This is a genomic window from Pedobacter changchengzhani (genome assembly GCF_004354365.1).
GTDB lineage: Bacteria > Bacteroidota > Bacteroidia > Sphingobacteriales > Sphingobacteriaceae > Pedobacter > Pedobacter changchengzhani.
The window spans coordinates 317,102-336,876 of the sequence record NZ_SJCY01000001.1 but is presented as its reverse complement, the minus strand read 5'-3'; the positions used below and the strand labels follow the sequence as shown (position 1 = coordinate 336,876).

22 protein-coding genes are annotated in these 19,775 nt (G+C 35.5%); 8 read left to right on the top strand and 14 right to left on the bottom strand.

Features of this window, described 5'->3' with window-relative positions:
- Positions 1–31: 31 nt before the first annotated feature.
- Both EZJ43_RS01460 and ade read left to right on the top strand, forming a co-directional pair.
- Positions 32–2,008 carry an alpha-ketoacid dehydrogenase subunit alpha/beta gene (locus EZJ43_RS01460; RefSeq protein WP_133260876.1) on the top strand — a complete coding sequence of 659 codons (1,977 nt, stop codon included), beginning with the start codon at positions 32–34 and terminating at the stop codon, positions 2,006–2,008.
- A gap of 88 nt (positions 2,009–2,096) precedes the next feature.
- Entirely contained in the window at positions 2,097–3,734 is a 1,638-nt protein-coding gene (gene ade / locus EZJ43_RS01455) for an adenine deaminase (RefSeq protein WP_133260875.1), read from the top strand.
- Here ade and EZJ43_RS01450 read toward each other — a convergent pair.
- The 3 genes from EZJ43_RS01450 to EZJ43_RS01440 are packed head-to-tail and all read right to left on the bottom strand — an operon-like array spanning position 3,727 to position 4,966.
- Positions 3,727–4,071 carry a DUF5615 family PIN-like protein gene (locus tag EZJ43_RS01450; protein WP_133260874.1) on the bottom strand — a complete coding sequence of 115 codons (345 nt, stop codon included), beginning with the start codon at positions 4,069–4,071 and terminating at the stop codon, positions 3,727–3,729. The two genes, ade and EZJ43_RS01450, sit on opposite strands and share 8 nt — an antisense overlap.
- Entirely contained in the window at positions 4,071–4,307 is a 237-nt protein-coding gene (locus EZJ43_RS01445) for a DUF433 domain-containing protein (protein ID WP_133260873.1), read from the bottom strand. The genes EZJ43_RS01450 and EZJ43_RS01445 overlap by 1 nt, the downstream gene beginning before the upstream one ends.
- A 44-nt stretch (positions 4,308–4,351) precedes the next feature.
- Complete coding sequence (locus EZJ43_RS01440) at positions 4,352–4,966, bottom strand: SprT-like domain-containing protein (protein ID WP_133260872.1); 615 nt, start codon at positions 4,964–4,966, stop codon at positions 4,352–4,354.
- A 126-nt stretch (positions 4,967–5,092) separates the two neighbouring features.
- Here EZJ43_RS01440 and EZJ43_RS01435 point away from each other — a divergent pair, with 126 nt between their 5' ends.
- Positions 5,093–5,410 (top strand): YgaP-like transmembrane domain, encoded by a 318-nt coding sequence (locus EZJ43_RS01435; RefSeq protein WP_133260871.1) that lies wholly within the window; start codon positions 5,093–5,095, stop codon positions 5,408–5,410.
- A 71-nt stretch (positions 5,411–5,481) separates the two neighbouring features.
- On the opposite strand, the gene aat is transcribed toward EZJ43_RS01435, so the two are convergent.
- Positions 5,482–6,114: a leucyl/phenylalanyl-tRNA--protein transferase gene (aat, locus tag EZJ43_RS01430; protein WP_133260870.1), complete on the bottom strand. Its 633-nt coding sequence runs from the start codon at positions 6,112–6,114 to the stop codon at positions 5,482–5,484.
- Positions 6,115–6,181: 67 nt separating this feature from the next.
- On the opposite strand from aat, the gene EZJ43_RS01425 reads away from it, so the two are divergent.
- The 3 genes from EZJ43_RS01425 (at position 6,182) to EZJ43_RS01415 (ending at position 9,453) form a co-directional block, all read left to right on the top strand.
- The gene (locus EZJ43_RS01425) at positions 6,182–7,624 is read left to right on the top strand and encodes a DUF1800 domain-containing protein (RefSeq protein ID WP_243718016.1); all 1,443 of its coding nucleotides are present in this window, start codon (positions 6,182–6,184) and stop codon (positions 7,622–7,624) included.
- Positions 7,625–7,634: 10 nt separating this feature from the next.
- Positions 7,635–8,834, top strand: coding sequence for a DUF1501 domain-containing protein (locus tag EZJ43_RS01420; protein ID WP_133260869.1), 1,200 nt, complete (start codon positions 7,635–7,637; stop codon positions 8,832–8,834).
- A gap of 250 nt (positions 8,835–9,084) precedes the next feature.
- Positions 9,085–9,453: a YccF domain-containing protein gene (locus EZJ43_RS01415; RefSeq protein WP_133260868.1), complete on the top strand. Its 369-nt coding sequence runs from the start codon at positions 9,085–9,087 to the stop codon at positions 9,451–9,453.
- Between the two features lie 13 nt (positions 9,454–9,466).
- On the opposite strand, the gene EZJ43_RS01410 is transcribed toward EZJ43_RS01415, so the two are convergent.
- Positions 9,467–10,438, bottom strand: coding sequence for an App1 family protein (locus tag EZJ43_RS01410; RefSeq protein ID WP_133260867.1), 972 nt, complete (start codon positions 10,436–10,438; stop codon positions 9,467–9,469).
- Between the two features lie 55 nt (positions 10,439–10,493).
- Between EZJ43_RS01410 and EZJ43_RS01405 the strand changes: the two genes are divergently transcribed.
- On the top strand, positions 10,494–11,360 hold the full coding sequence (locus EZJ43_RS01405) for a diacylglycerol/lipid kinase family protein (RefSeq protein ID WP_133260866.1): 867 nt from the start codon (positions 10,494–10,496) through the stop codon (positions 11,358–11,360).
- Here EZJ43_RS01405 and EZJ43_RS01400 read toward each other — a convergent pair.
- From EZJ43_RS01400 to rbfA, 5 genes are all read right to left on the bottom strand, one after another.
- Positions 11,357–11,749, bottom strand: a complete 393-nt coding sequence (locus tag EZJ43_RS01400) for a hypothetical protein (protein WP_133260865.1) — start codon at positions 11,747–11,749, stop codon at positions 11,357–11,359. The two genes, EZJ43_RS01405 and EZJ43_RS01400, sit on opposite strands and share 4 nt — an antisense overlap.
- Position 11,750: 1 nt before the next feature.
- A complete protein-coding gene (locus tag EZJ43_RS01395) occupies positions 11,751–12,404 on the bottom strand; it encodes a TonB family protein (RefSeq protein WP_133260864.1) in 654 nt (217 codons plus the stop codon).
- 71 nt (positions 12,405–12,475) lie between these two features.
- The gene (locus tag EZJ43_RS01390; RefSeq protein WP_133260863.1) at positions 12,476–13,159 is read right to left on the bottom strand and encodes a peptidoglycan DD-metalloendopeptidase family protein; all 684 of its coding nucleotides are present in this window, start codon (positions 13,157–13,159) and stop codon (positions 12,476–12,478) included.
- Positions 13,156–13,794, bottom strand: a complete 639-nt coding sequence (trhA, locus tag EZJ43_RS01385; protein ID WP_133260862.1) for a PAQR family membrane homeostasis protein TrhA — start codon at positions 13,792–13,794, stop codon at positions 13,156–13,158. Before trhA ends, EZJ43_RS01390 begins: the two co-directional genes overlap by 4 nt.
- A gap of 6 nt (positions 13,795–13,800) precedes the next feature.
- Complete coding sequence (gene rbfA / locus EZJ43_RS01380) at positions 13,801–14,178, bottom strand: 30S ribosome-binding factor RbfA (protein ID WP_133260861.1); 378 nt, start codon at positions 14,176–14,178, stop codon at positions 13,801–13,803.
- A gap of 225 nt (positions 14,179–14,403) precedes the next feature.
- On the opposite strand from rbfA, the gene EZJ43_RS01375 reads away from it, so the two are divergent.
- Complete coding sequence (locus EZJ43_RS01375) at positions 14,404–14,763, top strand: four helix bundle protein (RefSeq protein WP_133260860.1); 360 nt, start codon at positions 14,404–14,406, stop codon at positions 14,761–14,763.
- Positions 14,764–15,089: 326 nt separating this feature from the next.
- On the opposite strand, the gene hflX is transcribed toward EZJ43_RS01375, so the two are convergent.
- The 4 genes from hflX to EZJ43_RS01355 form a co-directional block, all read right to left on the bottom strand.
- Positions 15,090–16,286: a GTPase HflX gene (hflX, locus tag EZJ43_RS01370; protein WP_133260859.1), complete on the bottom strand. Its 1,197-nt coding sequence runs from the start codon at positions 16,284–16,286 to the stop codon at positions 15,090–15,092.
- A 289-nt stretch (positions 16,287–16,575) separates the two neighbouring features.
- A complete protein-coding gene (gene trpC / locus EZJ43_RS01365) occupies positions 16,576–17,397 on the bottom strand; it encodes an indole-3-glycerol phosphate synthase TrpC (RefSeq protein WP_133260858.1) in 822 nt (273 codons plus the stop codon).
- A 108-nt stretch (positions 17,398–17,505) separates the two neighbouring features.
- Entirely contained in the window at positions 17,506–18,117 is a 612-nt protein-coding gene (locus EZJ43_RS01360) for an anthranilate synthase component II (protein ID WP_133261140.1), read from the bottom strand.
- Positions 18,118–18,234: 117 nt separating this feature from the next.
- On the bottom strand, positions 18,235–19,632 hold the full coding sequence (locus EZJ43_RS01355; RefSeq protein WP_133260857.1) for an anthranilate synthase component I family protein: 1,398 nt from the start codon (positions 19,630–19,632) through the stop codon (positions 18,235–18,237).
- Between the last annotated feature and the right edge of the window lie 143 nt (positions 19,633–19,775).

Sequence of the window (19,775 nt, the reverse complement as noted above, 5' to 3'; positions counted from 1 at the left end):
CTTTAAAACTGCAACATAATAAAAACTTCAAATGCATTTTAACCGAACCGATAAAGACGACAAATTCCTACTGAATTTATATAAAAAATTACTTTATCCACGGATGGTGGAAGAGAAAATGCTAAAACTTCTACGTCAAGGTAGAATTGGCAAATGGTTTTCAGGTATTGGTCAAGAAGCAATTTCAGTTGGCAGTACTTTAGCTATGCAGCGCGATGAATATATTTTACCAATGCACCGCAATTTAGGCGTTTTTACCGCTCGAGATATTCCACTAAAAAAATTGATGGCACAATGGCAGGGCAAAATTTCTGGTTTTACAAAAGGCAGAGACCGTTCATTCCATTTTGGCACACAAGATTATAAAATCATTGGCATGATTTCGCATTTAGGACCACAAATGGCGCTGGCTGATGGAATTGCTTTGGCTGATGTATTAAAAGGAAAACAAAATGCAACCTTAGTTTTTACAGGCGAAGGCGCTACAAGTGAAGGAGATTTTCACGAAGCTATTAACGTTGCAGCGGTGTGGAATTTGCCCGTAATTTTCTTAATCGAAAATAACGGATACGGCCTATCGACCCCAAAAAGCGAACAGTTTAAATGTAAAGATTTAGTAGATAAAGCCATTGGATATGGCATAGAAGGCATACAAATAGATGGCAATAACATACTCGAGGTTTATGACACCATTGATAGAATTACCAAAGACATTCGCAAAACCCCCCGCCCAGTTTTGTTGGAGTGTTTAACTTTTAGAATGCGCGGACACGAAGAGGCATCGGGCACGAAATATGTTCCGCAAGTGCTATTTGACGAGTGGGAGGAAAAAGACCCGTTAAAAAACTACGAAGCTTTTCTAATTCAACAAGAAGTAATAACGTCTGATGAAGTTATTGATTTAAAACTTGCTATAAAACGAGATATCGAGCTTGAAATTGAAGCAGCTTTTACTGAAGAAGAACCTGAAGCAAATTCCCCTCAGGAAGAAGCGGATATGTACTTTCCTTTCACCCAAACTGTTATTGCACCTAGCAAATTATCAACCGATAAAAGATATTTAGATGCCATTACGGATGGTTTAGATTTGGCCATGCAACAGTATCCTAATTTGGTTTTAATGGGCCAGGATATTGCAGATTATGGTGGTGCCTTTAAAATTACCGATGGTTTTACAGCCAAATATAGTAAAGGCCGAGTACGTAATACGCCAATTTGCGAATCGGCAATTGTTGGTGCGGGTTTAGGCTTATCTATTAACGGATATAAAGCTGTTGTGGAAATGCAATTTGCAGATTTTGTAACCTGTGGCTTTAACCAAATTGTAAATAACCTAGCCAAAACCCATTACCGATGGGGTGAAAAAGCCGATGTTGTGGTGCGTATGCCAACTGGTGTAGGAAGTGGTGCCGGTCCATTTCATTCACAAAGCAACGAAGCTTGGTTTACTAAAACCCCAGGACTAAAAATTGTTTACCCGGCTTTCCCCGTAGATGCAAAAGGATTGTTGCTTGCAGCAATAGAAGATCCAAATCCGGTATTATATTTCGAGCATAAAAACTTATACAGAAGTTTAACAGCGCTTGTGCCCGATGGCTATTACACTACGCCAATAGGCAAAGCAGTTAAATTAAGTAATGGTAATTCCTTCTCCATTATCACGTACGGGTTGGGCGTACATTGGGCCTTAGATTATCTAAAAAATAACCCTGAAATTAACGCCACTTTGATCGATTTACGCACTTTGCAACCTTGGGATAAAGAAACCGTAGAAGCGGCTGTTAAGCACACAGGCCGAGTTATAATTTTGCACGAAGATACTTTAACAAGCGGTTTTGGTGCAGAAATCTCTGCTTGGATTGGCGAACATTGTTTCCAATACCTAGATGCACCCGTTATGCGATGTGCAAGTTTAGATTCGGCAATCCCGATGAATAAAATATTAGAACAAGATTTTTTAGCAAATTCTAGATTGGCACAAACAGTTGATAAATTATTGAAATATTAACTCTCGAGTGAACAGCAAAACTGATTAAATTGCTTGGGTGTAATATATAGATTTAAACATTTGAGCAATTAAAAAACTAAATCAAAAAATGAGCAATTTCAAGGTTAAAGGCAACATCGTTGATATTGCAAAGCAAAATATTTTTTTTGGCGAAGTTGATGTGCAGGATGGAAAAATAAAATCTATCATCGAAATAGCGACACAAAAAGATGGCGTAAACTTTATTATGCCGGGTTTTATTGATAGTCATGTTCATATTGAAAGCAGTATGCTTATTCCCAGTGAATTTGCAAGACTTGCTGTTGTGCATGGTACGGTTGCAACGGTTAGCGATCCGCATGAAATTGCAAATGTATGTGGTATAGAAGGTGTAGAATTTATGCTGGATAACGGAAAAACTGTTCCTTTTAAATTTTATTTCGGCGCGCCAAGTTGCGTGCCTGCAACTATATTCGAAACCGCAGGAGCTGAATTAAACCACAAAGATGTTGAAGCACTTTTAAAACGACCGGAAATAAAATACTTGAGTGAAATGATGAATTTTCCGGGGGTTTTATTTAAAGATGAAGAAGTATTAAAAAAAATTGCTTCGGCGCACAAACTGGGTAAACCTGTTGATGGGCATGCGCCAGGTTTAAGAGGAGACAGTGTACAACAATATATAGATGCTGGAATTTCGACCGATCACGAATGTTTTACCGAAGAAGAAGCATTGGATAAACTTCAACGTGGAATGAAAATTCTTATTCGAGAAGGAAGTGCTGCAAAAAACTTTGATGCATTGATAAATCTGTTAAATGAATGGCCCGAAAGGATGATGTTTTGTAGTGACGATAAACATCCCGATAGCTTAGTATTAAACCACATTAATAACCTTTGTGCAAGGGCTGTAACTAAAGGAATAAATATTTTTAAAATATTGCAGGCCGCTTGCATAAATCCAATTCTCCATTATAAACTAGATGTTGGCACGCTAAAAATTGGCGATTATGCCGATTTTATTATAACAGAAGACCTAATAGATTTCAAAGTTAACCAAACCTATATTAATGGCGTTTTGCTTGCCCAAAATGGAAATATTGTAGGCGATTGGGTAAAACCCGTTGATGAAAAAGATGTAGTAAATCAGTTCGACTGCGATTTTAAAACGGACGATGATTTTGTCTATCCATATAATAATGAGCATGAAATTGCTGTGATTGAAGCTTTAGATGGCCAATTGATTACCAATAAATTATTTAAAACGCCGAAAGTTGAAAATGGAAATTTAGTAAGCGATTTAGAAAATGATGTGTTGAAAATAGTTGTGGTAAACCGTTATCACAATGCGCCCATTGCAGTTTCTTTTGTAAAAAATTTCAACCTTAAACATTGTGCAATTGCATCTAGTGTAGCACATGATAGCCATAATATTATTGCAGTTGGCGTTGATGATAAAAGCATTTGCGAAGCTGTAAATTTGGTCATCGCATCAACTGGTGGCGTAGCGGCTATTGGCAACGGCAAGAAAGAAGTTTTGCCACTACCTGTTGCTGGTTTAATGAGTAACAAAAATGGTTACGAAGTTGCAAAAAGTTATACATCAATAGATCAGTTTGCGAAACAATTGGGTTCAACGTTAATTGCACCATTTATGACGCTTTCCTTCATGGCTTTGCTCGTAATTCCACATTTAAAGTTAAGCGATAAAGGGTTGTTTGATGGAGATGAGTTTAGGTTTATCTGACTCCTTCAATTCTGTCCTTAAATACGTTGATCAATTTGTACTCATTATTAATTTCGATAATCTCTGGCCATAATCTATGAATCACTTCAAAAAATTGATTCATTTTCAAGTTTCCAAGTTTAATATGAATCACCTTTGGTGGCGGATTATGCAGCAAAATTCGAGATGAAAAATCACTATCCTTTGTAATAATCGTTAAATTATGCGCTTTGGCATAATTCCAAATTTCAGAATCATTCCATTCATCCCCTAAATCAAACTGGTGTATAAAATCTGCACTATCCCACAATGAAAAAAAACGAGGTAAATTAACGTCAATAAGAAACTTAAATCCCATTAAGCCACGGCTTGTTTAATAATAAAACTATTCTTCATCAATTCAGTTGCATACTGCATACATGCGTCAATATCTTCAATTTCTAACGACGGGTATTGTTTTAGAATTTCATCCTTTGTTTCTCCAGATGATAAAAATTCCATAATGGTTTGAACAGAAATTCTTTTGCCTCCAATAATGGGCTTCCCGTTGCAAATATCATTATCAATGTAGATTCTATCAAAAATTTTTTCCATAACATGAAGTTAATCAATTGCTTCGATTTTAGCAATCGCTTTCACTAATTTAATTCATTCACAAAAACCTCCGCTAACGGATTAAATAAATAAATCCTTTTATCATCCAAACATACACAGCGATAGCGCTTTCTAATCCGTTCGCCTTTTGTAAAACGCCTACCATCTTTAATTTTAAAAATCGTGTTTAAGGGTATCTGCTCTAAATGCAATGTGTCAATTTTATTAACATCATACTTCTTCAACGCCCTTGCCAAATGCAAATCTGAGCAACTAGATGCTGCAGGGTTTGCCATATAATGATCAATTGCTTTATGTACATCGGCTGGAAAAACACCTAAATCAAAAAATGGAACCATCATGCGTTGAAAGTTTTTTTTCCACTCGTTACCATGTGGCTTAACTTTATTTTTAAAATCGTTCCACGTTAATAAATGTGCAAATTCATGTACGGTTGTAACTAAAAAAGAATAATGGTTTAAATTAAAATTAACCGAAATTCTGTGCCCTTTATTTTGATATGGATGCCGATAATCGCCCAGTTTTGTTATACGCGTTTTAGAAATTTTAAACTCACACTGAAAGTAATCAATCCACTTAGCAATAAGTGGTGCCGCTTGCTCGGGCATATATTTCTGTAAAAGCTTTACGTTTTCCATCCAAATCGTAAAGTTCTAAAACATTTTTTAAAAATACGTTACAATAACAAATATTTACGCATTAATGAATTAACTAAAACTCATTTCCATTTAGGTTGTTATGAATTTGTATATAAATAACCTGTTATGAATAACGAAGAAATTAATACTGCAATAAATAACATTAAAGAAGCACTACAATATCCTGAACTTTTTGAAAACATTTCTACTTCAGAAAGATGGCTATCGGGCATTACTGGCAGTTATTTACTTTTTAAAGGCCTTACAAATTTATTCGATCATCCAATAATCGCTTTAGCGGGTGCATCTGCTGGTGCGGGTTTATTATATCGTGGAATTTCTGGTTATTGCCCACTGAAAGATCTTCAAGCACAAAGGGAAAATAGAATTCCTGATGAAATACTGATGACGCAAGAGACTTATTTTGCTGATGATTTGGGTTAAAAAAACCTTCATCGCCGAAGCGTAATTCCTAGATACCGTTAAAACTAGCTGTAAGGGCAAAAAAGAATAATTTAATCATTTTTCATTAAAGTGATAAACTCATCATATCCAATCATTTCTGCACCCAAACTCATTAAATGATCGTTAGGCAATTGGCAATCTATTAAATCAATATCCATCTTACTTAGCGCAATCAAAGCTATTTTAGAAGCATTGCTAACCTCGCTAAACATACTTTCGCCGCAAAAAATCCGATTAATTTTTACGCCGTACAAGCCACCCACAAGAACAGAGTTTTGCCATACCTCTATACTATGGGCATATCCTTTCTGGTGCAATTCGATATACGCTTCTTGCATTTCATTGGTTATCCAGGTTCCATCCTGCCCCAACCTCTTAATTTTAGCGCATTTCTGTATCACTTCTCCAAACGCCTGATTAAAAGTAATATGGAAAACCTGTCGATCTATTAATTTTTGAGTGCTTTTGCTTATCGTTATCCTATCGGGATAAATTACGCACCGTTGATGTGGCGCATACCATAAAATTGGCTCACCTTCGCTAAACCAAGGGAATATTCCATTTGAGTATGCCAAGAGTAATCTCTCTACGCTTAAATCTCCGCCAATTGCTAGTAAACCATCTTCTTCTGCTAAAGTTGGGCTTGGAAATGAAATATCGTGATCGAGCAACTGAAAAAACATAAAACAAAATTAACAACAAAATACCGTTAAACCCTTTTCTTTTAATTGGGTCATATCTATAAAAAAAATGTCGAAAACTATGAGCGCAGTAGCTAATTTCCTCAACATAAAACACCTTTACAACCGTGCGGGTTTTGGCATTTCATATCGTGAATTACAAAATTTAAGTCGTACAAATTTAGATAAAGTTGTAAATAATTTGGTAAACCAGGCCGAAAAGTCTGATCGTTTAACTTTAATAACCAACGGAGAATATAGAGATTCTGTTTTGCAACGCGCAACAATTTACGCCAAACGAGGCGAGCTCAACGACGACCAAAAGATGATGAGAAAAGATCTTATCAGAATGGAAAATGAAAAAAGTAGAGATCTAAATATTGCTTGGGTAGAGCGAATGATTAATACCGATTCTCCTTTTAGAGAGAAAATGACGCTATTTTGGCACGGTCATTTTGCTTGCAGAAGTAGAGTGCCATTTTTTGCGCAACAGCTTAACAATATACAAAGAGAACACGGCTTAGGCAGCTTTAAAAAACTCCTAATGGAAGTATCAAAATCGCCAGCCATGTTACAATATTTAAGTAATCAGCAGAATAAAAAAGGTAAGCCTAACGAAAATTTTGCCCGTGAATTGATGGAGTTATTTACTTTAGGTAGAGGAAATTATTCTGAACACGACATTAAAGAATCAGCACGTGCATTTACAGGTTGGTCGTTTGATAAAGATGGTGAATTCGTTTTTAGAATTAACCAACATGATGATGACACAAAAACATTTTTCGGTAAAACTGGCGACTTCGATGGCGAAAAAATCATCGATATTATTTTAGAAAACCCTAAAACAGCAACTTTTATTGCTACAAAAGTTTATAAATTTTTTGTAAACGATAATGTTAACGAAACTAATGTTAACGAATTGGCTACCCACTTTTACAACAGTAAATACGATATCGCTTCGCTTATGAAAAAAGTATTTACTGCGCCTTGGTTTTACAATGAAGAGAACGTTGGCAATAAAATAAAATCGCCTGCTGAATTTATTGTAGGCTTAAGTAGCGGATTTTATGTTACGTATAACAGGCCACAATTGCTCATTCAATTGCAAAGCAGCTTAGGCCAATACTTATTTAACCCACCTAATGTTGCCGGTTGGCCCGGTGGAAGAAGCTGGATAGATAGTTCATCACTGATGTTACGGATGCGCATTCCTTCAATGGTTTTAAACGATGGTGAAATAGATTTTAGTGGCAAAGCCGATCCAGAAGATGAAGCAATTATCGCTCTAAATAGAACTACGAAACAGAATACTACCAAATCTTATGTAAATGCGAAAGCAGATTGGCCTAAATTTTTATCCACTTTCCCTAAAGATATAAAACCATTACAGTTGGCGCAGTTTATACTCCAGCCAAAGCTGAATGATAAAATTAGCGCCATGATTGCGAACAATAAAGGCTTGCGGAGCACGGCGGTCGAAGTTACAAGCATGCCCGAATATCAACTTTGTTAAAATTTACATCATGGACAGAAGAAAATTTTTAAGAAATACAGGTTTTGTTGCTGCAGGAGCTTTTTTTGTACCCGCCTTTATGAAACCACTTGAAGCTATGGCGTTGGATGAGCTTAGTTTGTATAAAAACTTAGTTGTAGTACAATTATCGGGTGGTAATGATGGGTTAAATACCGTAGTTCCTTTCGGGAATGATATCTATTACCAAAAGAGAAAAGGGATAGCTATTAAGCCACAAGAGGTGATTAAGCTGAACGATATGCAGGGCTTGAACCCAAATATGGCAGCGTTACAAGAAATTTACGATCAAGGTTGGATGACTGTAATTAACGATGTTGGCTATCCAAATCCAGACCGCTCTCATTTCCGATCGATGGACATTTGGCAGACAGGAAGTGATAGTAACCAATTTTTATCAACCGGTTGGATTGGTAGATATTTAGATAGCAATTGCCAAACTTGTAAATATCCGTACACTGCAATTGAGGTTGCTGATTCGTTATCGTTGGCACTAAAGGGTGCGACTAAAAAGGGTATTGCCTTAAAAGACCCTGCTGCTTTATACAGAAATACGAACGACCCGTTTTTTAAAGCTATGCTTCAGCATGACAAAGAGCATTTGGATGAAGATAATTTGGGCTATCTGTATAAAACCATGATCGAAACTTCATCATCGGCAAGTTATATCCAAAATACCTCCAAAATTTATCAGTCAACTGCCCAATATCCAACCTCTAACTTCGCAAATCAATTAAAAACGGTTTCGAAATTCATTTCTTCTGGGTTAAAAACTAGGGTTTATTATGTTTCTTTAAGTGGATTTGATACACATGTTAACCAAACCCAACAACAAGGTAACTTGCTTAAACAATACAGTGAAGGCATTGCTGCTTTCGTAAAAGACTTAAAGCATAATAATAAGCTAGATGATACTTTGGTGATAACTTTCTCTGAATTTGGACGCAGGGTTGAACAAAACGCAAGCAATGGTACCGACCATGGAACGGCAAATAATATGTTTTTATTTGGTGGCCGATTAAAGAAAAAAGGAATCTTCAATAACGCGCCAAATTTAAGTGATTTGGATAGCGGAGATTTAAAATATCAAGTAGATTTTAGAGAAATTTACGGTACGATTTTAGATAAGTGGCTGGATGTAAACAATAAAGATATTTTGAACAAAAGGTTTGACACGTTAGATTTTATTTAAGTTGTTTTTGAAAAGCTTGCGCACGGACGAACTTTTATTGGGCGACCATTCCCGGCGGCCGTCCTTGCGAGGAGGTACGACGAAGCAACCTTTATCGCTAAATAGATTGCTTCGTCGGCTGAAAAAGCCTCCTCGCAAGGACAACTTTTCTATTGAAATAATAAGATCAGCCATGCCCGATTGCGAAAAATCATTATCATCTACTCCGTAACAAAACAGCTGTAAATTCATCTTACAAATAAAACTTTAAATGAATTTTATAGGCAACATAATTTGGATCGTTTTCGGCGGAATATTTATTTTTTTCGAATATATTATTGGTGGTTTAATACTTTGCCTAACCATAATCGGCATTCCATTTGGCATACAATGCTTTAAATTCGCCATTGTTGGCCTTGCTCCTTTTGGCGTAAAGATTACAGACAAATCATCAAATACCGGTTGCTTATCAACTTTGATGAATATAATTTGGATTTTTAGCGGTGGAATTTGGATCGCACTAACACACTTACTCTTCGGGGTTTTATTCTGCATAACCATTATCGGAATTCCATTTGGTCGCCAACATTTTAAATTAATGAACTTGGCTTTTACACCTTTCGGAAAATCAATTTCATAGTTATGTGCAGAAACTATTTTATCAATCCAATTCCTTTTGAATGTTCAATTGCTTCTTCACTATGTATAAATAAACAGGTTTGAACGCCTTTTGATTCAATTCTATTTAATATCTCCCGAGTTGCGATTTCCTTACTCGGCCGTATATTTCTGATGTAAACAGCTTCGATATTTTTAGGATATTTTTCAATTATGGTAGCATAAATTGACGGATCTTGTTGAGAATTATCACCAAAAAACACAAATTTTTGATTCGGAAAGGCATCTAAAATTCGCATAACGCGCAATAATTTACCTTCGTGACCAGTTTTACCTGTCTTGAATAAATCTTTCCATTGTTTTATGGCATTTAGCAAAAAAGCGCCATCTGGAAGGTGATTAAATTTAAATGTTTCGATCAAATAATTATATAAATTCCATTCGCTACTGCTTACGTAAAAAAATGGATTAGGTTGATCGGCATTGGTGTAAGCGAGCGCCAACTGTTTGTAATGAGACGAAGCATTGGGGAAAGTTTTGCGCGTGTGTGGGTTTTTAATAAAAAGTTCTCGTAATCTTTTCCCAATAGTGGCCGAATGTGAGATCATAACCGTATCATCAACATCAGAAATAAAAGCATATTGTGTAATATGTGGAACATAAATTTTGCCAGTTCCCGAGCTCAAAACTTTGTTGTTCTTGTTTACTGCTTCAACAACTACTTCGTGCCAACCTGCTGGAATATTTTCATTCGCTTCCCATTCAAATTTAAAAAAACCATCAGCTTCTGTTTTATTCTCTATAGTTTGACCGAAAAAATGCAATCTTACATCTACAAATGGAAAAGGCTTTAAGATAAAAAGTTTTAACAAATGGATAATGTTTACAAAAATATTGTTGCTATATACCTGATTGGTTTTTGCTTTACTTTTGAATACGTGCCCATACACCACCAAATTTTGCGTATGGCCATAACCATGATAAACTTTTACAACCGTAGAATTCATTATCGTTAAAACAGACTACATGCAAAGTTGTTTGTTAATAAATAGCAGAAAATTTATGAAATTATTTTTCATCATTAATCCGGGTTCGGGCGGAGATGCTCCTGATTATAAAACCTTAATTGCAACATATTTTAAAGGAAAGGAGACAGCTTTTGATGTTTATGAACTACCTAAAGATTGCGACCTAACTAAAATTAGAGCTGCGATAAAAGGTGCTAAAGCCGATCGAGTAATTGCGGTAGGTGGCGATGGAACTGTAAAATTGGTGGCAACCTGCTTAGTAAATTCAGATACGCCTATTGGTATAATTCCCGCAGGTTCGGCGAATGGAATGGCTAAAGAGTTAAATATCCCCGAAGATGTGAATTTGGCTTTGGGAATTGCCGAGAATGGTTCGGCTAAGAAAATCCACTTGATAAAAATTAACGAAGAAATTTGCATTCATTTATCCGATTTAGGTTTTAATGCATACCTGGTTAAGAGATTCGATTCGTTACCAGAACGTGGCATGTGGGGCTATGCGAAAGCGACGTGGCAAGCCTTATGGCGTTCTAAAAAAATGGCAGTCGCTTTAAACATTAACGGAAAAAAAGTAACCTCGCAAGCAGCTATGGTTGCCATTGCAAATGCTACAATGTATGGTACAGGTTTAAAAATTAATCCACATGGGAAGTTAGATGACAAACTGTTCGAGGTAGTAATCGTTAAAGATTATTCGTACTTAGAGATTTTAAAAATATGGTTTACTAAACTCCCTTTTAACCCTAAAAAGATTGAAGTTTTTCAAACGTCTAAATTAACTATACATTCGAAAAGTAAAGTTCATTTTCAAATAGATGGCGAATATATGGGTAAAATAAATGATTTGAAGGCAGAAATAGTAGTTGATGCCATTTCAATTATTTTGCCCAATCCAGATTAACTCAATCGCTTCTTCTGAATTTGAATCGTAAAGTATAGTCTGAAAAATTCTGCAATAAAGCATATTTTAAAAAGCACATTGAACCAATTTTCACCGAGCTTAAACCACTCAGGCAAAAAAGTAATAAAACCAATTGAAAATACCCAAACCACCAATCGGAAAGGAAATTGCAAGTAGTAAGTAATGAACCCAAATTTTTTGAAAAGCATTAAGCCCGCAGCACTTATAAAAAGTGAAATAAATAAAGGCAAAGTTAAAATTACGCGTGCTTGAGATAAAAATTCAGCCGGAATTTGATTTAAATGGGTAATAATTTCATAAAATGATGGTGCTAAAAAGATGATACTGATGATATCCAAAAGAGCAAAAATTCTGATTGTGTTACGCATTCTAATTACAATATTTGTTTAGGTATTCATCAGCAAGTTTACTGCCTGTATTTTTCACAAAACTGAACTCTTCGCAAGCACCTTGCTTATCGCCCTGTTTATATTTTTGTAAACCATTCTTTATTCTACTTTCCAAATAATCATCATCAATACCCAACTGATTTTTAATTGCAATAATCTGCGCTTCTTGTGCTGGCGTAGATTTATCTTTATTTTTATAAAAATTCGTTACTGCATCCATTAAGTTACTTTCCGTTTGATAAGCCATTTTTGAAGCTGTAATTTCACTGGCACTTTTCGATTCGCAATTAAAACCTAAAAGCACGAAGTTTATCCGCTGATTGATATTTGTAGCAGTATCATAACCAGCAGAAACTTGCCATTTCCCACTCGTTAAACGAATTAGCCTTAAGGCTTCTTCATCTAAATCGCCCAGTACGCTTTGATTAATTTTAGAAGAATATATTTCGCCATTGGCATTGAGTTTAAAACTTACTACAACAGTACCCTGAATACAATTTTGTTTGGAGTACATTGGGTAAACCGTTTTCGCAGTTAAAAAAGATTCTATATTAGGCGAATCTGATTTAAATTGAACTTGCGCAAATGCCAAGTTGCTTAGTAGTATAAAGGCAATAAAAATTAGCTTCTTCATAACTTTGATTAACGTAAATTCATATTAAAAAGTTTAAGCTTAAGTGATTATTGATTTTCACAAGACCTAATCTAAAAATTATATTTTAAAATTAGAGCTGGATTAGGAGAATTTTGCAAATACTTTTCGCGTTCACTAAATTTACAAACGCCAGGATAATCACCTTTTAGGTTGTTCATATTTATCACAATCTGAAAATGAACATGAGGTGGCCAATGTCCGTTTTCTTCTGGTTTACCAAAAGTAGCAAACAGTTTCCCCTTGGGGATAAAATCACCGTCTGATAATCCTTTTAAAGATGCTAAACTTAAGTGTCCGTATAAAACATTAAATTTAAAACCATCAATAATATAGGTTAAAACAATTGTCCCACCATAATCGCCAAAATGATCATTATTGGCAAAACTATGTACATGCGCATCATAAAAATTATAAATTGGCGTACCTGCATCCGCCCAAATATCTACACCCAAATGCAATCGTCGAGGTTCTTCAGCGCCACTAAAATGGGCACTTCTGGCATAAATGGTTCTATGTTCATCGTAACCACCCATTGCATATCTTGCGCCATTCTTAATCATTTGGTTATTAATCCAATCGCAAAATAAACCTGTATTGTTTAAAATCTCGCTGTTTACCTCGGTATTGCTCGTTGTAAAAGTTAAGGCAACTATTTTATCTTCAGCTCGATCAAAATCTACTACTTGATGAAAAGATGAAGCTTCAGATTGAATAATTTTTTCGAAATCGATCATAATAAATTGGCGAAAATGTAAGCGTAATTGTAAATATAATGAGAAACAGCACCTCCAATTACAAATAAATGCCAAAGTTCATGGCTGTGCATCCATTTGTACATTTGTTTATCTTTCGCAAAATAATAAGTGCCACAAATGTAAAATACGCCTCCAAATATTAACCAAAAAATTGCCCCTATCGGCAACGTTAATAGCATTTTTTGTAATAATGGAATAATTAGACAACCCATTAAAATATAAATAGATAAGGAAATAGCGTTGCTTTTTAAACGGTTAAAAATTTTTAATAAGCAGCCTGTTATTGCAATAATCCATACAATAGCAAACAAAGTCCATCGCAACCAGCCATCAAAAACCAATAAAGCAGTTGGGGTATAAGATCCCGCAATCATTAAATAGATGCAACAATGATCAAATTTTTGCCAAAAGCGAATACCGTAATCTGTTTTCGGGTAACCGTGATAAATGGCACTTACTCCAAAAAGAATTAATGTACAAATTCCGTAAATCCACGCGGCGGTAAATTGTAATGGTGTATTACATTTCTGCAACAAAATATATCCTGCCGGAACAGCAATTAGCGCAGGGATAAAATGCGTAAAAAAGTTGACAGGTTCTCTCAATAATTTCACTACAAATTATTCGCTTTCTTCCTCTGGCTGTCTAGGTTCTTTCGCTATTTTATCAAAAATAGTATCCATACGCTCTACATATTCATTTGTATCATCAACAAAAAAAGTAAGCTCGGGCACTACCCTAACCTGATGGCGAATTCGTGCGCCCAATTTATACCTTATTTCTCCGGTATGTGCGTTTACGGTGTTAATCGAAAGTTCGGTGTTAGTGGTATTAAAAAAGCTTAGATAAACTTTCGCGACAGCCAGATCAGACGATACCCTAACCCTCGTAATGGTTACCAATGTGTTTGGTAAAAAAGCACCTCCATCACGCTGAAAAACTTGTGCCAACTCTTCCTGTAGTACTCCTGCAAATTTTTGCTGACGTTTACTTTCCATATTTTTAAAAATTATCAAATTTCAAAAAACAATTATCAAACTAGAAAAATTCAAAAAAGCAGATCCAAATTACGGGCAAACTGAGTTTATGAACTTTAAAAAATAATCGATGTTTTGTTATTGATGTAAAAATACTATATTTATTTAAGAACAGACCAAATATCAAATTCTGAAAGCCTTAATTCTTCAAAAGAGGTCGTTTTGTAACTTCCAAAGTTATCAGTTATGAGTGAAACTAATTTTAATTTAGAAGATAGAACATTTCGATTCGCCCAAGCCGTAAGAGCATATTGTAAAAATGTAACACATCATACAATCAATGTTCAAGACATAAAACAAGTCGTTCGATCATCGGGCTCTGTCGCAGCAAATTATATTGAAGCCAACGAAGCTTTAAGCAAAGCAGATTTTATTTATCGGATTAAAGTTTGTAGAAAAGAAGCTAAAGAAACCGTATTATGGATAAATTTGATTGGCATTGAAGACAAACCCGAGCTCGCAGTTACCAAATTACAATTAGCAGACGAAGCAAAACAACTTATGCTCATTTTCAACGCTATAATTAAAAAAACAAATGCTAATTGATTAATGTTGCTTGGTAATTCTTATATAAAACTATTCTAAGTTGATAATTGATTATTGTTTTTTGGTAATTCCTTTACAAAACTACGCTAGTTTGATTATTGTTCTTTGGTAATTGTTTTAAACAACTCTGCTATTTTGATAATTGATTATTGTTTTTTGGTAATTCTTTTATTATTGTTCCTTTGAAATTCTTCTAAAAAAGTACGTTAATTTGATAATTGATTATTGTTTCTTGGTAATTCTTATATAAAACTCCGCTAGTTTGATAATTGATTATTGTTTTTTGGTAATTCTTCGAAGATAATTGTTCCTTGATTATTCTGTATCTAATAAAGCAAATTACTATCATAAGGATACCTTGCAATATGCGCAGCTTTTACCTTATCATAAAGTAATGTTTTAAATTCTTCTATATTTTCTTTTTCAGTTGCCGAAATAAAAAGCACCGGAAATTTACCATGACTCATCCAACTCTTTTTAAAATCAGCAAGGCTCATCTTTCCTTTCTCCAAAGCAACTAAATCATCCTCTTCAGGTGGTACATAAGCATCAATTTTATTAAAAACTAAAATAACGTCTTTATCAATTGCGCCAATATCTTTCAAAGTTTCATTTACAATATGTATCTGATCTTCAAAGTTTGCATGCGAAACATCAACCACGTGAATCAATATATCCGCTTCTCTAACTTCATCCAAAGTAGATTTAAAACACTCTACCAAATGGTGAGGGAGCTTGCGAATAAAACCAACTGTATCCGAAAGTAAGAACGGCAAATTCTCAATCACAACCTTTCTAACCGTCGTATCCAAAGTTGCAAAAAGTTTATTTTCTGCAAAAACTTCCGATTTGGCAAGCATATTCATAATGGTCGATTTGCCCACGTTTGTGTAACCAACAAGTGCAACTCTTATCAACTGACCACGATTTTTGCGTTGCGTTTCGTTTTGTCTATCAATTAAGGCTAAACGCTCTTTCAACAACGAAATTTTATCTAAAATAATCCGCCTATCACTTTCAATCTGCGTTTCACCCGGCCCACGCATTCCAATACCACCTTTTTGGCGTTCTAAGTGCGTCCACATTCCCGTTAAACGTGGCAACATATATTGTAGTTGCGCCAGTTCTACTTGCGTTCTCGCTTGCGCAGTTTGTGCCCTGCTCGCAAAAATATCCAGAATTAAATTGCTCCGATCTAAAATCTTAACGCCTATTTCGCGCTCAATATTTCGCAATTGAGATGGAGAAAGTTCATCGTCAAAAATCACGGTATCAATCTCTTCCGATTTTACGTAAGCCTTAATTTCCTGCAGTTTTCCTGTACCCACAAAAGTTGCACGTTCTGGTTTCAGCATTTTTTGCGTGAAGTTTTTCTCCACCAAACCACCAGCCGTTTCTACTAAAAAAGCAAGCTCATCTAAATATTCTTTAGTCTGTTCTTCCTTTTCGCCTGGCGTAACCACTCCAACTAATATTGCCCGCTCCTGCTTTACTGCAGTATCATACGTTTTTTGTTTTCCCATGTAATAAGTTCAAATATACAAAATTTGCAATTGTGCAGTTTCAAAAAAAAACCATTAAGATGTAATAAATGTTTTATTAATATTTGAAAGCTAACGTAAGAAGCAGTTAATAATCGAAGCCCCGCTTTCCTTACTGCCGAGAAAAACGGCATTCATCCAATCGGGCTTATTTAAGCAAAAGCCGTGCGTTAAAGAAAAGCCTGCTCCTAGCGAAGTTTAAAAACGAAAAGTTACTAACTCTGATAAGCACCTTGCCCATTAGCGTTAGTAACTTTCACAGATGATAAACCTACATCTCCGCAACAAACTCTTTTATAGCTTTCCCCGGATCATCCGTTTTCATAAAATTTTCGCCAATTAAAAAGCCATTAAAACCTGCAATTTTTAGTTCTTTTATTATTTTAGGATCGCTAATTGCACTCTCCGAAATTTTTAAAAACTCATTCGGAATTTTATTTACTAAATCAAACGAAGTCTGAATATCTACTGTAAAATCGGCCAAGTTTCTATTGTTTACGCCAATAGCATTTAAATTAGGGCAAATACTTCTTTCTAACTCTGCTAAATTATGAACTTCTAAAAGCACGTTTAAACCCAAATTCTGAGCGAATTTCCCAAAATCAATAATCTGCTGAGGTGTTAAAATTGATGCAATTAATAAAATAATATCAGCACCCCAAGCTTTAGCTTCCAAAATTTGGTACTCATCAATTATAAAATCTTTACGGAGAATTGGAATATCATTTTCCTTTCTTGCCATTAACAAATCATCACGTTTGCCGCCAAAAAAATCTACATCAGTTAAAACCGAAAGTGCAGAAGCGCCAGCGTTATTATAGGCTTGAGTTACCTCGGCAACATCTGCTACGCCATTAATTAATCCTTTAGACGGTGAACGACGTTTAAATTCTGCAATTATTCCCGTCCGATCTTCTGCCAATAAGAACTCTTTAAAAGAAAGTGGTGTTCTTTTAAAATACGCTTCATCTTCTAAATCTTGTATCGAAACCAATTGCTTAGCTTCAGCAACTTCTTGCATTTTTCTTAGTACAATTCGGTCTAAAATAGACCCATCCGCCCCTAAAGGGGGACTTGAATTTCTATCGTTCATGTAATATTTTATTCTCTTTATATCCTATTTGCTATTCCCACTTGCTTTTAAGCTCCCCTTTAGGGCCTGCCTGCCGGACAGGCAGGGCTGGGGGTTATTTCTCCCCCTTTAGGGGGCCGGGGGGCTCAACCAATTCTCCATCATTTGCTTTCCATACTCCGTTAGTACGCTCTCCGGATGAAACTGAACCCCTCGAACATCAAAACTTTCATGTCGAAGCGCCATAATCTCATTTTTATGATCTCTCGCCGTAATTTTTAAGCATGAAGGAAAATTATTATTACTAACAACCCAACTGTGGTATCTACCAACATTTATGGTTTGTGGGCACTCCCAAAATAATGATTCCTCGCCATCTACAACCGTTACTGGCGTAGCAATACCGTGCATTGGTCGGCCTAAATTTAATAGAGTACCACCAAATGCTTCGGCAATTGCCTGCTGACCAAGGCAAACGCCAAAAATACTTTTAGTAGGCGCGTATCTTTTTATTACATCCAATAATAAACCAGCTTCTTCTGGAATTCCAGGCCCTGGCGAAAGAAGAATTTTATCGAATTTTTCTACATCATCCAAATCGAATTTGTCGTTTCTCCAAACCACTGCTTCGTAACCTACTTCATTAATCAAATGCACTAAATTATAAGTAAAACTATCGTAGTTATCAATTACTAAAACCACGCCCTTGTTCTCTGAAGAGGGAATATTGTTACTATCCATTTCTTTAATTTTATATTTGTTTTCCATTTATGGAAAATAACATCTTTGTTATATTTCTTATTTACAACTATACAAAGCCCCTTTAGGCCTGCCTGCCGGACAGGCTGGGGTTGGGGTCTAAATTCCCTCTGCCATAACAATAGCCTTACGAAGTGCAGCAATTTTATTGTTTACTTCCTGCATTTCGCTTTCTGGCACCGAGTCGGCTACAATACCCGCACCCGCACGATAATGCAATTCATTGTTCTTACTCATAAAAGTTCTAATCATAATTGCGTGGTTAAAATCATCGTTAAAACCCATAAAACCAATTGCGCCTGCATAAAAATTTCGTCCCAATTTTTCATTTTCATCGATCAATTGCATTGCTTTATATTTTGGTGCTCCACTTAATGTTCCGGCAGGATATGTATCTGCAACAACACTAAATGCACTAACATTGTCTTGCAAATGCCCACTAACTTTACTTACCAAATGAATTAAATGCGAATAATATTGCACTTCTTTAAATGATTTTACCTCTACTCTATTGCAATGTCTGCTTAAATCGTTCCGCGCTAAATCTACCAACATCACATGTTCAGCACTTTCTTTAGGATCTTCTTCTAATTTTTTCGCCTGTTCTGCATCCTCAACATCATTACCCGTACGTTTAAAAGTACCAGCAATTGGAAAAATATTAGCCGTATTGTTTTTAATGGTTATTTGTGCCTCAGGCGATGAACCGAAAAGTTTAAAATCTCCATAATCAAAATAAAACAAATAAGGTGATGGGTTTATGGATCTTAAACAGCGGTAAACATTAAATTCATCGCCTAAAAAAGATTGTTTAAATGCTCTCGACGGAACAATTTGAAAAACATCACCCCTAAAAATATGCTTTTGAAGCTTTTCTACAAGGCCCATAAAACCTGCATCGGTCAAGTTTGAGGTTTCTTCACCCTTTATTTGAAATTTATACTCAGGATGATTTTTGTTCTGAATAAGGTATTCCATTTTTTCTAAACCACCATCTTCCTCGCCATCAAAAGTGTTTTTAAACAAAGTAATTTCATTCCTAAAGTGATCTATCGCAATAATATAGCGATATAGATGGTATTGCATTTCGGGTATCTCTTCACCCTCAGGCGTAACGGAAGTAAATTTTATATCTTCAAAATGTTGCACTGCATTCCAAGTAAAATACCCAAACAACCCACTAGAAATAAACTTAATTTCGGGCAGTTCCGTTTCTTTAAACTTCTCTTTAAAATCGGCAATTTCTTGTAACAAGTTTTTGCTTTCGGTAATATTTACTGTACCGTCGGGAAAATAAGTTTCTAAGCGCGTACCTTTTAAAATTATTCCTGCTACAGGTTCTGCACAAACAAAGCTCATGGAATTTTCGCGGCTATGGTAATCAGAACTTTCTAAAAGAATACTGTTTGGATAAATATCGCGCAAGCGTAAATAGATACTTACTGGCGTAGTGGTATCTGCTAAAATTTTTTTATATGTTGTGTTTATTTTAAACATTTTATAGTGTGTAAGACGTAAGGTAAAAGACTCAAGGCTTATTTTTAAAAAATAAAAAGCCCGACGTGTGGTTCTACGCCGGGCTTCTAATGGTTACTTTAGGTTTAGGTTGATAAACTTATATTTTTGCATACGCAGCCAGC

Bases quoted from the DNA above. Each gene is read 5' to 3' on its own strand.
- EZJ43_RS01440 (WP_133260872.1), bottom strand. From the start codon at position 4,966: ATGGAAAACGTAAAGCTTTTACAGAAATATATGCCCGAGCAAGCGGCA.
- EZJ43_RS01355 (WP_133260857.1), bottom strand. From the start codon at position 19,632: ATGTTTAAAATAAACACAACATATAAAAAAATTTTAGCAGATACCACT.
- EZJ43_RS01360 (WP_133261140.1), bottom strand. From the start codon at position 18,117: ATGGATAGTAACAATATTCCCTCTTCAGAGAACAAGGGCGTGGTTTTA.
- EZJ43_RS01435 (WP_133260871.1), top strand. From the start codon at position 5,093: ATGAATAACGAAGAAATTAATACTGCAATAAATAACATTAAAGAAGCA.
- EZJ43_RS01400 (WP_133260865.1), bottom strand. From the start codon at position 11,749: ATGCGTAACACAATCAGAATTTTTGCTCTTTTGGATATCATCAGTATC.
- EZJ43_RS01415 (WP_133260868.1), top strand. From the start codon at position 9,085: ATGAATTTTATAGGCAACATAATTTGGATCGTTTTCGGCGGAATATTT.
- aat (WP_133260870.1), bottom strand. From the start codon at position 6,114: ATGTTTTTTCAGTTGCTCGATCACGATATTTCATTTCCAAGCCCAACT.
- EZJ43_RS01405 (WP_133260866.1), top strand. From the start codon at position 10,494: ATGAAATTATTTTTCATCATTAATCCGGGTTCGGGCGGAGATGCTCCT.
- EZJ43_RS01450 (WP_133260874.1), bottom strand. From the start codon at position 4,071: ATGGGATTTAAGTTTCTTATTGACGTTAATTTACCTCGTTTTTTTTCA.
- EZJ43_RS01460 (WP_133260876.1), top strand. From the start codon at position 32: ATGCATTTTAACCGAACCGATAAAGACGACAAATTCCTACTGAATTTA.
- ade (WP_133260875.1), top strand. From the start codon at position 2,097: ATGAGCAATTTCAAGGTTAAAGGCAACATCGTTGATATTGCAAAGCAA.
- EZJ43_RS01375 (WP_133260860.1), top strand. From the start codon at position 14,404: ATGAGTGAAACTAATTTTAATTTAGAAGATAGAACATTTCGATTCGCC.
- EZJ43_RS01395 (WP_133260864.1), bottom strand. From the start codon at position 12,404: ATGAAGAAGCTAATTTTTATTGCCTTTATACTACTAAGCAACTTGGCA.
- EZJ43_RS01390 (WP_133260863.1), bottom strand. From the start codon at position 13,159: ATGATCGATTTCGAAAAAATTATTCAATCTGAAGCTTCATCTTTTCAT.
- EZJ43_RS01445 (WP_133260873.1), bottom strand. From the start codon at position 4,307: ATGGAAAAAATTTTTGATAGAATCTACATTGATAATGATATTTGCAAC.
- EZJ43_RS01420 (WP_133260869.1), top strand. From the start codon at position 7,635: ATGGACAGAAGAAAATTTTTAAGAAATACAGGTTTTGTTGCTGCAGGA.
- hflX (WP_133260859.1), bottom strand. From the start codon at position 16,286: ATGGGAAAACAAAAAACGTATGATACTGCAGTAAAGCAGGAGCGGGCA.
- trpC (WP_133260858.1), bottom strand. From the start codon at position 17,397: ATGAACGATAGAAATTCAAGTCCCCCTTTAGGGGCGGATGGGTCTATT.
- EZJ43_RS01410 (WP_133260867.1), bottom strand. From the start codon at position 10,438: ATGAATTCTACGGTTGTAAAAGTTTATCATGGTTATGGCCATACGCAA.
- rbfA (WP_133260861.1), bottom strand. From the start codon at position 14,178: ATGGAAAGTAAACGTCAGCAAAAATTTGCAGGAGTACTACAGGAAGAG.
- EZJ43_RS01425 (WP_243718016.1), top strand. From the start codon at position 6,182: ATGTCGAAAACTATGAGCGCAGTAGCTAATTTCCTCAACATAAAACAC.